The 12,264-nt window shown below is 72.9% G+C and carries 8 protein-coding genes; 3 read left to right on the top strand and 5 right to left on the bottom strand.

The window, feature by feature from the left end; all coding sequences use genetic code 11:
- Together GQQ95_RS12280 and nudC are read right to left on the bottom strand one after the other, a co-directional pair.
- On the bottom strand, positions 1-1,827 hold the full coding sequence (locus GQQ95_RS12280; RefSeq protein WP_157427962.1) for an ATP-dependent helicase: 1,827 nt from the start codon (positions 1,825-1,827) through the stop codon (positions 1-3).
- Complete coding sequence (gene nudC, locus GQQ95_RS12275) at positions 1,824-2,876, bottom strand: NAD(+) diphosphatase (protein ID WP_157427961.1); 1,053 nt, start codon at positions 2,874-2,876, stop codon at positions 1,824-1,826. The genes GQQ95_RS12280 and nudC overlap by 4 nt, the downstream gene beginning before the upstream one ends.
- Positions 2,877-2,963: 87 nt before the next feature.
- Between nudC and GQQ95_RS12270 the strand changes: the two genes are divergently transcribed.
- Complete coding sequence (locus tag GQQ95_RS12270) at positions 2,964-4,265, top strand: phosphotransferase (protein ID WP_157427960.1); 1,302 nt, start codon at positions 2,964-2,966, stop codon at positions 4,263-4,265.
- Here GQQ95_RS12270 and GQQ95_RS12265 read toward each other — a convergent pair.
- Positions 4,217-7,606, bottom strand: a complete 3,390-nt coding sequence (locus GQQ95_RS12265) for a UvrD/REP family DEAD/DEAH box helicase (RefSeq protein ID WP_157427959.1) — start codon at positions 7,604-7,606, stop codon at positions 4,217-4,219. The two genes, GQQ95_RS12270 and GQQ95_RS12265, sit on opposite strands and share 49 nt — an antisense overlap.
- Positions 7,603-10,770 (bottom strand): UrvD/REP family ATP-dependent DNA helicase, encoded by a 3,168-nt coding sequence (locus GQQ95_RS12260; protein ID WP_157427958.1) that lies wholly within the window; start codon positions 10,768-10,770, stop codon positions 7,603-7,605. Before GQQ95_RS12260 ends, GQQ95_RS12265 begins: the two co-directional genes overlap by 4 nt.
- Before the next feature lie 94 nt (positions 10,771-10,864).
- Between GQQ95_RS12260 and GQQ95_RS12255 the strand changes: the two genes are divergently transcribed.
- Both GQQ95_RS12255 and GQQ95_RS19675 read left to right on the top strand, forming a co-directional pair.
- Positions 10,865-11,089: a DUF3107 domain-containing protein gene (locus GQQ95_RS12255; RefSeq protein ID WP_157427957.1), complete on the top strand. Its 225-nt coding sequence runs from the start codon at positions 10,865-10,867 to the stop codon at positions 11,087-11,089.
- Position 11,090: 1 nt separating this feature from the next.
- Positions 11,091-11,417, top strand: a complete 327-nt coding sequence (locus GQQ95_RS19675; RefSeq protein WP_246205455.1) for a hypothetical protein — start codon at positions 11,091-11,093, stop codon at positions 11,415-11,417.
- Positions 11,418-11,513: 96 nt separating this feature from the next.
- Here GQQ95_RS19675 and GQQ95_RS12245 read toward each other — a convergent pair whose 3' ends face one another.
- Positions 11,514-12,227: a ferritin-like fold-containing protein gene (locus tag GQQ95_RS12245; RefSeq protein ID WP_157427956.1), complete on the bottom strand. Its 714-nt coding sequence runs from the start codon at positions 12,225-12,227 to the stop codon at positions 11,514-11,516.
- Positions 12,228-12,264: the final 37 nt, after the last annotated feature.

Below are 12,264 nucleotides of genomic sequence, written 5' to 3'. Positions count from 1 at the left end.
TCAGCTTCGCGCGGTCTCCGAGCGCCGTGCAGCACCGGCGGCACGAGGAGCACCCGCAGTGCGGGTGCCGAGCTCCTGGAGGAATCGCGATTCCGCACGCTCTGACCGATGCTGGCCGCCGACCCGGGCCCAGCTCAACGACAACCGCCGCCGTGCCCGCGTGACGCCGACGTAGAAGAGCCGCCGTTCCTCGTCGATCGCCTCGAGGGTCTTCGCGTAGGCGATCGGCAGCATGCCCTCCGTGAGGCCCACGATGTGCACCTCGTCCCACTCGAGTCCCTTCGCGGAGTGCAACGTGGCGAGCGTGACGGCAGCGACCGTCGGCTCGTGATGGGCCTCCGCACGCGCCCGCAGGTCGTCGGCGAACGCCCGGAACGTGGTGCCGGGCGGCGAGTCGTCGACGAGCCGTGCCAGTGCGTTCAGGGATTCCCAGCGGGCCCGCACCGCACCGGGGCCGTCCGGCGCCTGCGCCGACCAGCCGAGCGAGCGCAGCACGTCGCTCACCGACTTGAACAGCGGTTCGTTCGCGATCGTGAGGGCAGCCGCACGCAGCGCCTGCACCGCCTGCCGGACCTCGGGCTGGTCGAAGAAGCGCACGGCACCGCGGATCCGGGAGGCCACGCCGACCTCGTCGAGCGCATGCTCGAGCATCGCCGACTGCGAGTTGACGCGCATGAGGATGGCGATGGACTCCGGCCGGATGCCGGCATCGATACGTGCCCGGACCAGCGTCGCGACTCCCCGCGCCTCGGCCAGCTCGTCGGCGTACGACGTCACGGCCGGTTCCACCGACGAGCGCCGGGCCGCAGCGGGCCGGGCAGCCGCCGCATCCGTCGCGATCACGGGATCGGCCGCCGCCGCGGCATCCGCCGTGCTCGCCGCATCGGCCATCGACCGCAACTGCAACGCCCCGGCGCGTCCGCGCATCAACCGGTTCGCCGCGTCGACGATCGGCTCCGTCGATCGGTAGTTGCGTTCGAGCCGCACGACGGTCGCGTCCTGGAACCGGCGGTCGAAGTCGAGCAGGTACTCGGGGGTCGCCCCGGCGAACGAGTAGATCGTCTGGCTCGCGTCGCCGACCACGCAGAGCTCCCGGCGATCTCCGAGCCAGAGGTCGAGCAGGTGCTGCTGCGCCGGCGAGACGTCCTGGTACTCGTCGACGACGAAGTGGCGATAGCTCTCGTGCACCTGCATCGCCACCGAGGCCTCGGCTTCGATCATGCCCGCCGTGGCGAGCAGCACGTCCTCGAAGTCGAGCTGACGGCGCTCGTCCTTCAGCCGTTCGTAGGCCGCCAGCAGGTCGCGGAACTGCTCGGGCGTCAGGGAGCCGGGTGCACCGCGCACCGCCAGCCGCGTCTCGGAGGCCTCGGGCGTCATGAGCGTCACCTTGCGCCACTCGATCTCGGCCGCGACATCCCTCAGGGTCGCTTGGTCGACGCGGAGCCGGATGGACTCGGCGGCCGCTCCCAGCATCCGCCCCTTGTACTCGAGCACGCGGGGCGCCGAGCCGCCGACCACGAGCGGCCAGAAGTGGTTGAGCTGGGCGAGCGCCGCCGCGTGGAAGGTGCGAACCGGCACTCCGCCGGCGCCCAGCGCCCGCAGGCGTTCACGGAGTTCCGCGGCCGCGCGGGCGGTGAACGTCAGCGCCATGATGCGGGCCGGATCGTACGTGCCCGTGGAGACCCCGTAGGCGATGCGGTGCGTGATCGCCCGCGTCTTGCCCGTGCCGGCGCCGGCGAGGATGCAGACCGGGCCGAGCAGTGCCTCCGCCGCGATGCGCTGCTCGTCGTCGAGGTCGGCCAGGAGCGGATCGGACGTGCCGGTCATGCGCCCCACCCGCGCGGCGACGATTCGATCGGCGCGCCGAACCAGCGCTCGAGCAGCCAACCGGCGATCGAGGTACGGCCCGGGAAGCCGATCTCGGGAAGGGCCGCGGCCAACTCCTCGCGGGTGAACCACCGGAGCTCGAGGATCTCGACGCCGTCGGGCGTGACCTTCGGCGACGGCGCCGTCGCGACGGCGCGTGCGGTGAAGCCGAGCATGAGGCTCGCGGGGAACGGCCAGGGCTGCGAACCTGCGTACTGCACGTCGCCGACCGGGAGTCCGGCCTCCTCGCCGATCTCGCGCACGACCGCGTGCTCGAGCGATTCGCCAGGCTCGACGTACCCGGCGAGCAGGGAGAATCGGTTCGACTCCCACATCGCGTTCGAGCCGAGCAGCACGCGATCCTCCGCATCCGTCACCAGCACGATCACGGCCGGGTCGGTGCGCGGGAAGATCGAGCCGCCGTCGACCGTGCACCGACGTGACCACCCCGCCTCGGCGAGCTCGGTGGGTCCCCCGCAGCGCGGGCAGAACCGCGACGCCGCGTGCCAGTTCGCGATCGCGACGGCCTGCGCGAGCAGCCCCGCCTCGTACACCTCGAGCTGGGTCGCCGCCTGGCGGAGCCCGATCCACCGGGCGGGCTCGGGCTCGATCGCATCGGCCGCCTCGTCGTCGAGCACCCACACCTCGACGGGCGGTGCGGCCGAGGCCGGGAGCGAACCGGGATCGAGGTCGGATGCCGCGTGCCGATCTTCGACGGAGGCGTGTCCGGGGGCCTCGTCGACACCCGTGACGAGTCGCCCCAGGTAGCAGCGGAGGGTCACGCGCTCCGCACCGCCGAGGACGGCGCGGACCTCGATGGGCGAGCGGAGGTCGAGCGCAGGGGCGACGTCCTCCACACGCTCGGAGAGCAGCGCCTTGGTCCCGCGCAGCAGCAGCACGAGCGATGTCGGATCGGCGTCGAACTGCGCGGCACGATCCGCGAGCGTGCGGGACGCGCCGTCTCGCTCGAGCAGCGCGCGCGCCAGTGGCGGTGAAGTCGATTCGCTCACATCAGGCCTCTCTCGCGTCGGGGCGGAGTCGGCGGCAAGGCGTGGCGCTCGCCCCGGCGACCGAATCACCTGCTTAAGCTGTTGGCCATGGCCAGACCCACATTCACTCTAGCCGCGTTGGCCACGGCGGCGATCCCGGGCCTCGAGGTCGCGGCGGCCCGTGCCCACACGCGACGCTCTTCCGGCGGGTTCGACGCCGCCGAACTTCGCGCCACTGACGGCAGGCGGCTGCTGATCCGCGTTCCCCGATCGCAGGCGGCCGAGACGGAGCAGTCGGCCGACCTCGTCGCCCTTGGCGCGATGACCGCCGGCGTACGGTCGAGGCTGCCGTTCGCGGTGCCGGTCTTCGCCGGCCAGGCCCCGATCGACGGCACCCGCGCGGTCGTCACCGAGTTCCTCGACGGGCACGTGGTGTCCGGCGACGAGCTGACCGCCCACGACCGGCTCGCCGAATCGGTCGGCGGTGCGATCGCCGCGATCCACTCACTGCCCACGGGCTTCATCGGAGACGCGGGCCTGCACCGCGAGACCGCCGACGAGTCGCGCGATGCGGTCGTGGAGCTCATCGGCCGCGCATCGGACACCGGCCACCTGCCGGCGGCACTTCTGCGCCGATGGGAAGAGGCCACCGATGATGCCGCGCTCTGGCGTTTCCGGCCGGCGGTCGTCAACGGCGCGCTCACGGCCGATTCGTTCCTGGTCGACGGTGAGCGCGTGCTCGCCGTCATCGGCTGGTCCGCGGTCGCGGTCGGCGATCCCGCCCTCGACCTGCACTGGCTGCTCACGTCGAGGGGCGACTCCGCCGAGCGCGCCCTCGAGGCGTACATCGTCGGACGCGGTGGCGCGGCCGACGCGCTGCTCCCCCAACGCGCGCTGCTCTACGGCGAACTCGAGCTCGCGCGATGGCTGCTGCACGGCTTCGACCGGCACGACGACTCGATCATCGCCGATGCCGTCGCGATGCTCGACGGCCTGGTCTCCAGCGTGCATGAGCACACGAGCGAAGCGCTCTCGCCCGAGACCGGCCCCATCCTGACGGTCGGCGGCGTGGAGCGACTGCTCGACGAGACGCCGCGCCCGGCGTCCGCGGCATCCCCGCGCGAGCATTCGTCGGCGCTGCTCACCGACAGCTACGACTTCTCCGACCTCGAGCGCGACGAGGCCGGCGAGCGACGCGCCTACCAGCCCGACGCGACGGCGCCGATTCCCCTCGACCTCAGCGATTGGGGCGACGCGGCGCCCGCGACGCGTTCGACGGACGAACCGCACCCCAAGACGGACCCGCACCGGGCACCGGCCGACCCGAATGCCACCGCCCCGCTGGATCGAGCCACCCTCGATCAGCTGACCGCAGAGGCCCAGGCCCGCCGCAACGCCGCCTCGTCGTAGAGCTCGGTCGGACGGATGGTCCGGTCGTCCTCGACGAAGTAGAACACCGCATCGATCTGCTCGACCGGCACGCCCGACCATGCGGCGTAGGCGAGTCGGTACAACGCGAGCTGGGTCTGCTTCAGCTCGAGGTCGCGTGCATTGCGCGGCGCCCGACCCGTCTTCCAGTCGACCACCTGGTATCGGATGCCGCGGGCAGCGAGCTCCCCGTCGGCGGGCACGTCGTACACCGCGTCCAGCTTGCAGACGAAGACGTGCTCGTCGATCGGAAGGTGCAGTTCGATCTCGACTGCGATCGGCTTGCGGTCGCCCCACTCGGATGCCTCGAACGTCGCCCTGAGCGCCCGGAGGCGCTCTCGGTCGGCCAGCGTGCGCGTCGAGCGTCGCGCGTCACCGGCCGAGGCCGAGCCCGCGTCTGACGCGGGCAAGGCGCCACCGGTGCTCTCGTCGGAGCTCCCGAGAGTGGCCTCCGCGACGTCGTCGTCCGCGGATTCGAGGAGCCCGACGCCGTCTGCCGTGACGAACAGCTCGTCGCCGTCGTCGCCGAAGGTGCCGTCGAGGGCGAAGAGCCCGTCGTCGATGCCCGCGGCAGCGGACTCCCCCGTCGAGCGGTGCTCCACCCAGTCGTGGAAGAGGGTTCCGAGCCGGGTCGCCCGGTAGGGCCGTTGCGGCATCGGTCGCCGCAACTGCGCCGCCACGGCCTCGGGATCGTCGAGGTAGTCCTTGAACCGGGACGCCGGGATGCGCGACGGGATCGGCGTCGAGCCGGGACCTTCCTGTCGACGACGACGCTCCTCGATGAGCAACGTGAGCTCGGACGAGAGCTGCGGGCCGATTCCGGATCCGCTGGGTCGCCGTGCGGCCTCGCGGACCGCTTCGGCCGCGCGGTGCACGCCGTCGCGTCGGAAGCCGAGGGGATCGAGTGGCCACACCGCTCGGACGACGGCACCCGAGCGCGGGTTCTCATCGGACTCGGGTCGGGTCGGAAGCCTCCCCGGATCGATGACCCCCGCGACGGCGAGCTCCCGCAGGAACGGACTCGGCGCCCGTGGCGTTTTCTGCGTCGACCACCACGATCCGCTCAGCAGGAGGTCCGAGCGCGTGCGCGTGATGGCCACGTAGGCGAGCCGACGCTCCTCCTCGGCATGGCCGTCGCGGTTCTCCTCGGCGAAGGCCTTCACGGCCTCGTCGAACTCGCGCTGGCTCTGGACGCCGCGCCAGCCGAGCTCGGGCAGCTCGTCGCAGTCGCCCTTGAACTCGTCGGGCAGTTCGCCGAAGGCGAGCCAGCCTTTCGACGAGCGAGGCTTCGAGGGGATCTCGTCCTCGACCATGCGCGGAACGGCCACGGCATCCCATTCGAGGCCCTTCGACCCGTGGATGGAGAGTACCTGGACGGCCCCCGGTTCGGGCTCGTCCTGCCGCGGCGACAGCCGGTCCCGCTGCTCGGCCTCGGTGAGCCAGCCGAGGAAGGCGCCGAGGGTGGGGTGCTCGGAGTCCTCTGCGAACGCAGCGAGCAGCTCGTCGAACGCCTCGAGGCTCGGGCGCCCGAGCGGCTGGTCCGCATTGGCGGTGGCCTCGATGTCGAGGAGCAGCTCCTGCTGCACCAGGTGCACGAAGTCGACGAGGCCGAGCCCGGCCCGGCGCCGCAGCGACTGCAACTGTGCTCCGGCGCGGCGCATGCGACCCAACCCGGTCTCGCTGATGCCCGCGAGCGCCCGATGGTCGTCGGGTGCCGTGAGCACGAAGTCGAGCGCGTCGACGATGGACGGCGACTCCTCCGCAGCCACGGAGGCGCGGAGCTCGCGGCGAACTGAGTCGTCGAGGCGTCGACGCGAGAGGTCGCGGTCGACGAGCCAGGCCGCGACCGCCCGCAGCCCCGCGAGGTCGGCCGGACCGACACGCCAGCGGGCGCCGCCGAGCACGCGCACGAGCTCCGAGCCGGCGGTGGGATCGTGCAGCACCCGCAGCGTGCAGACGAGGTCGGCGATCACCGGCTGGTCGAGCAGCCCGGCGAGTCCGAGCACGTGCACGGGAACGCCGTGCGCGCGGAGAGCGGTGGTGAACACCTCGACGTTCGAGAACGTGCGGCAGAGCAGCGCGCCGCTCTTCGCGCCGGCACCGCGGACGAGGTGCGCGGCGAACCAGGCCGCGACCCGGTCGGCCTCGCCCTCGATGGTCTCGGACCAGTCGATCTCGAGGCGTCCGGTCGCGGCGAACGGCGACGGCGCGAGCGGTGCCTTCGGGATGCCGGCGTCGAGCGGGGCGATGAGCGTGTTCGCCGCATCGAGCACGATGCGGGGATTCCGCCAGCTCGTCGAGAGGTGGTAGACCGCGGCACGACCCCGTCCGAAGTCGCGGTCGAACCTGGCGAGGTTCGCCGCGCTCGCCCCGCGCCATCCGTAGATCGACTGGTCGGGGTCGCCCACCGCCATGACCGGGTGCCCGTCGAACAGCGTGGCGAGCAGCCGCGTCTGCACGACGCTCGTGTCCTGGTACTCGTCGAGCAGCACGGTGCGGGAGCGCTCGCGGTGCTCGGCGACGACCTCGGGGTGCTCGCTGCAGATCTGCAGGGCGAGCGCGACCTGGTCGGAGAACTCGACGTAGCCGCGTTCGCGCTTCGCTGCGGCGTAGGCGTCGGCGAGGTCGAGCAGTGGCGGCAGGGCGTCGACCACGCCCAGGGCGCCGACGAACGATTCGAAGTCCGTGCGCTTGCGCGGTGCGTCGATGGGCAGTCCCCGCATGCCGAGGAAATCACGCGTGAAGGCGCGCACGTCGCGGCTGTCGGCCACGTTCTCGGCGAGGGCGCGGCTGAGCGAGAGGGTCGCGCCCGTGACCTTGTCGAGGGATGCGTCGAGCTCGATGAGCCTCGGGTCGGCTGAACCGCTCACGACGGAGCGGGCGAGCAGCCATGCCGATGCCTCGCCGAGCACGGTCGCGTCCGGCTCGCGGCCGATGCGCATGGCGTGCTCTCGGTAGATCGCGCTGGCGAACGCGTGGTAGGTGCTGACCGTCGCGGACTCGAGGGGATCGATCTCGAGGTCGGCGATGCCCTCGGCGACGAGTTGCGCGACCCGTTCACGGACGCGCTCGGCGAGTTCGCCCGCGGCCTTGCGGGTGAAGGTGAGCCCGAGCACGTCGGCGACGCCCACGTGTCCGTTGGCCAGCAGCCAGACGACGCGGTTCGCCATCGTCTCGGTCTTGCCGCTCCCGGCCCCCGCGACCACGATGCTGGCCCCGTGCGGATCGGCTTCGATGACCGCCTGCTGCTCGGGCGTCGGCAGGTGGAGCCCGAGTCGGGTGGCGATCTCCGCAGCGCTGATCGCGGCGTCGCGGCCGCTCATGCCGAGACCGCCGGCACGAGGTGCACGCGGTACTGCCAGGACCCGAACCGGGACCGGTGCCCGAGTTCGGCGGGGCCCTCGAACGTGGCACCGGCCATGACCCGGCCCACGTCGGCGAGGCGTTCGCGGAAGGACTCCTCGGCATCGTCGTCGAACGGCTGCTGCGCGCGCTCGGTGTACGCGAGCCCACGCGACGGGGTGGCGACGTAGACCAGCTTGGCGCCGCCGAGGGTGCCGGCCGACTCGATCGCGCCCTGCCTGGCCGCCAGTTGGTAGGCGGCCAGTTGAGGATGCTCGGCGGTCTGGGCATAGGTCGGCGGCGTCCGCCCGGTCTTCAGGTCGACGATGACCGTCGTGCCGTCGGCCGAGGCCTCGATGCGGTCGATCGTGCCGGTGATGCGCACGCGGTCGACCGTGATCGTGAAGCGGCCCTCGGCGCCGAGCAGCACCTTCTCGTCGTCGCCGAACGAGGTCAGGTACTCCGCGGCCCCTTCGGCCATGCGTCTGGCTCCGCGGCGTTCGCGTTCGGCGACCCAGCCGGCCTCGAAGCGCACGCCCTTCAGCCGCGTCTCGACGGCGGCCCAGATGGCGTCCAGGCTCGTGTCGCCGTCCTCGCGCCCCCCGACCTCCTCGACGACCGCGTGCACGATCGTGCCGATCGACGCGGCCACGCCCGACGGCGGCGACGCGACGTGGTCGACGAACCAGCCGAGCGGCGACTCCTCCACGCGATCGATCTGCGACGGGGAGACGGCGACGGTCGCCTCGGGGTCGCCGTCGAGGTCGACGAGCGGCGCCTGCGTCGTGGGCTCGGCGAGCCCGTACCATTCAGCCGGTCCGGCTCCGGCGACGCCCTCCTCGGCGAGCAGGGCGAGGGCGGCCGCGGACTCGGCGTCTCCCGCGACCGCGTCGCGGCGCAGCACGCCGACCAGCTGCCGGAGGTGCAACGGGCGTCGGCGCTGCCGCACCCGCTCGCGGGCGTACCCCATGAGCACCGACGGCTGCTCGTCGTCGTTGGCCGTGCAGGCGAGCACGACCTGTCGGCGCGCCCGCGACGCCGCGAGCACGAACATGCGCAGCTCGTCATCGCGAACGCCGGCCCGCGCCTCCGCCGGTGAGTCGACTCCCGGCAACGGAGCACCGGCGCGCTGCGCCTGCGCAACCCTCGCGAGCAGGGCGGAGTGCAGGAGGGTCCCGCGTGGGCGCAGGTTCGGCCACACCGCATCCTGGAGGCCCGCGATGACGACCACGTCGAACTCCCGGCCGACGAGCGACTGCGGCGTGGTGACGAGCACGGTCTCGGCGGTGCGGCGCGGCGCGAGGGAGTCCTCGGGGAGCTCGCTCGCGAGCACCTCGTCGACGAAGCGCGTCGCGGGCGCATCGGGTTCGCGCTCGACGAACCGGGTCGCGGCGGCGAACAGCGCGACCGCGGCATCGAGCTGCCGGTCGGCCTCGTCGGCGAGCACGCCGGTGCCACCGGCCTGCCTGCTCCACTCCGCGGCGAGCGCGCTGCCCTCCCAGAGCGACCAGAGCACCTCCTCGATGCTGCCGCCGGCCGTCGCGATGCCCTTCGCCGCCTCGAGCACGGCGGCGAGCTTGGCCGCGCGGCGGCCGGGAGCCGCGTCGATCGTGGCGAACCCGCCGGGCGCGCCGAGCGCGTCGACGAGCAGTTCGTCGCCGGTGCGATCGCCGCCCGCGGCGAGCTCCTCGTGCCGGAGTGCGAGGCGCAGCCGCCTGAGGCCCACGCCGTCGAGCCGGCCGAGGGGCCCGGTGAGCAGCGTCACGGCGAGGTCTGCCGTGAGCGGCTCGCGGCCGAGCACGACCGAGCAGGCCGTGAGCAGTGCGGCGGCCGCGGGGGCGTCCCGGAGGGCGAGGCCCGTCGCGACGCCCGCGGTCGGCACGTCGGCCAGTGCGAGCGCACGTTCGACGGCCGGGACATCCGCACCGGATCGAAGCACGACGGCCATCTGCGACCACGGCACCCCGTCGAGCAGGTGGCGTTCGCGGAGGAGGGAGGCGATCGCGAGCGACTGCGACGCGCTCGAGGGCGCCTCGATGCCGAGCAGGGGCGCGAGCGCGTCGACGTCGTGCGACCGGGCGAGGGCGGCCGCACGATGGCTGCCGCCGAGGGCCGTGCCGATGTGCGAACGCACGCCGGTGAGCATCTCGGCGATGCCGGGGCGCCCGCGATGCACGAGCGGCAGGTCGATGCGCTGCACCGGCGCGCCGTCGAGCACGGAGGACAACGAGCCGAGGAGTTCGGGCCGCCCTCCGCGGAACCCGTTGCTCGCGACGTCGGGATCGCCGATCGCGACGACCTGCACGTCGCAGGCGGCGAACGCGGCGATCAGCGCCGCGGCGGCCTCGGTGGTCTCCTGGGCATCGTCGACGACGAGCAGGCGGAGCCCGGCGAGTGGTCCGAGCGCTGCGGATGCCGCAGGATCGGCGGCGCTGCGCCGCACGATCGACGCGGCGAACGCACCGAGCTCGGCGGAGTCGAACTGGTCGGGCCGGACCTGCTCCTTGACGTCGGCGTACTCGGCCATGAACGCCGCGGCGGCGACCCATTCGGGGCGCGCTGCGGCCTCGCCGAGGCGAGCGAGCTCGACCTCGTCGATGCCGAGCTCGACGGCGCGCATCAGCAGGTCGCGCAACTCGCTTCGGAAGCCGCGCAGCGAGCGCACCTCGGGGGTGAGCGGGTCGGGCCAGGCCGGGCCGAACCCGTCGCGGATGCCGCCCTCGATGAGATCGGCGACGATGCGGTCGTGCTCGCCGCCCGTGAGGAGCGTGACGGGTGCACCGGTGTAGGCGCGCACGAGCTGGAACGCGATGGAGTTGGCGGTTCGCGCGAGCGGCCCCCGGGTGGTCGCTCCGAGACGGACGGCGATGCGATCGCGCAGCGCCGTGGCCGTCGTCCGCGTGGCGCAGAGCACGAGCACCTCGTCGACGCCGTAGCCGAGCCGTTCGACCCGGTCGGCCACGAGTTCGACCGCGAGGGTCGTCTTGCCGGACCCCGGTGCGCCGAAGACCGCGACATGGCCGTGCCCGATGTCGCGCGCGGCGATCCCGGCGTGGTGGAGCGGGTGCGAGGCGACATCGACCGGGGCTTCGACGTGCGCCGTGTCGCTCGCCTCGGGCGGCGAGGAGACGGTGGGGCTGGGCATGGCCACACGCTAACCCGTTCCGCCGACAGTGAACGTGCGCCGGTGCCCGCGAGCCGTGTCCTAGTGTGGTCGCAAGGACAGAAAGGCCCCCACTGTGGACGTACGGATCGGCATTCAGAACTCCCCCCGCGAACTCGGCTTCGAGTCGGCGCAGACGCCCGAGGAGGTCAAGTCCCAGGTCGCGGCGGCGCTCGCGGGCGACGCGAAGTCGCTCGAGTTCATCGACTCGAAGGGCACCGTCTTCCTCGTTCCGGCCGCAGCGCTCGCCTATGTCGAGATCAGCGGCGAAGAGGCACGACGCGTCGGATTCGTCGCCTGACATGGAACTGCTCTTCGTCGTGCTCGGCGGGGCGATCCTCGGCATCGCGGCCCGCTACCTGCTGCCGTTGCGCAACACGCACGGGGTCGCGCTGGTCCCGGCGATCGGTGCGGGCGTCGCGGCCGTCGTCTGGGTCGCGCTGACCTGGCTCGGCTGGGCCTGGGACGGCACCTGGATCTGGGTCGCCTCGTTCGTCGTGGCCGGCCTCGCCGCCGCGGCGACCGCGTACCTCATCGGTCCGCGTCGCGAGCGAGCGGATGCCGCGCTCTTCGAGCGCCTGGCCCGGCCAGGGGCCGGGACGGACACCCGCGCCACGCCGGTGCACTGAACCGCGCTGCCGCCCGGCGGAGAATCCCGAACGGACCGCGTCCTCCGCATGGAGGGCCGGTCCGTTCGTGTTCCGGCCGGCGAACCGAGGGCGTGGTCAGGCGGTGAGGCCGAGCGCGTCCATGCGACGCGTGTGGTCGGCGATGAGCTCGGTGAAGATCGGCTCGACCTTCTCGTCGAGTCCGCGGGCATCCGACGCGTGCAGCGCCGAACGCGCGATGAGCAGCGTGTCCCCGACGAGGCTGCGGCCCCAGAGCGCGAGTCGGTCGGCGAGGCCCGGCTCGGCGGCGATGGCCGCCGCCAGCTCGCCCTCGAGCACGAGGCCGGCACCGCCGCGGTCGAGGATGCCCCGCACGCGGCGGGCGACGTCGGTCGGGAGCCCGTTCGCGAGGCTGGCGAAGTAGCCGTCGAGCATGCCCGACGTGACGTGGATGGCGAGGAGGAGCTCGTACCAGTCGCCTTCGGACCAGGCGTGATGCAGGCGTGCCGTCGCCGGTGCGAAGGGCGCCATGACGTCGACGGGCTCGACGTCCATGCGGCGCAGTTCGGCGATGAGGTCGTGGTGCTTGCCGAGGGCGACGCCGGCCGCGGCGCTCAGGCCCTCCTTCGCACCGAGCGTCGGCGCGGTGCCGACCGCCCGGGAGAGACCCTCGAAGAACTCCAGCTGGATGTAGGCCGCCTGGCCGAGGAACGGCACCGGCTCGGGAATCAGCTCGGTGAAGTCGACCTTCGTCAGCTCGGTCGGCGCGACGCGCGGTCGGAGGCGCGGCGCTTCGGGACGCGGCACGCGTCGACTGATCCAGGACACCACGCACACAGCCTATCCGAGGCGTTCAGCCACTCTCGGA

The sequence above is a fragment of the Agromyces salentinus genome, from assembly GCF_009749395.1.
Taxonomy (GTDB): Bacteria; Actinomycetota; Actinomycetes; order Actinomycetales; family Microbacteriaceae; genus Agromyces; species Agromyces salentinus.
This window is presented reverse-complemented; position numbering and strand designations above follow the sequence as displayed.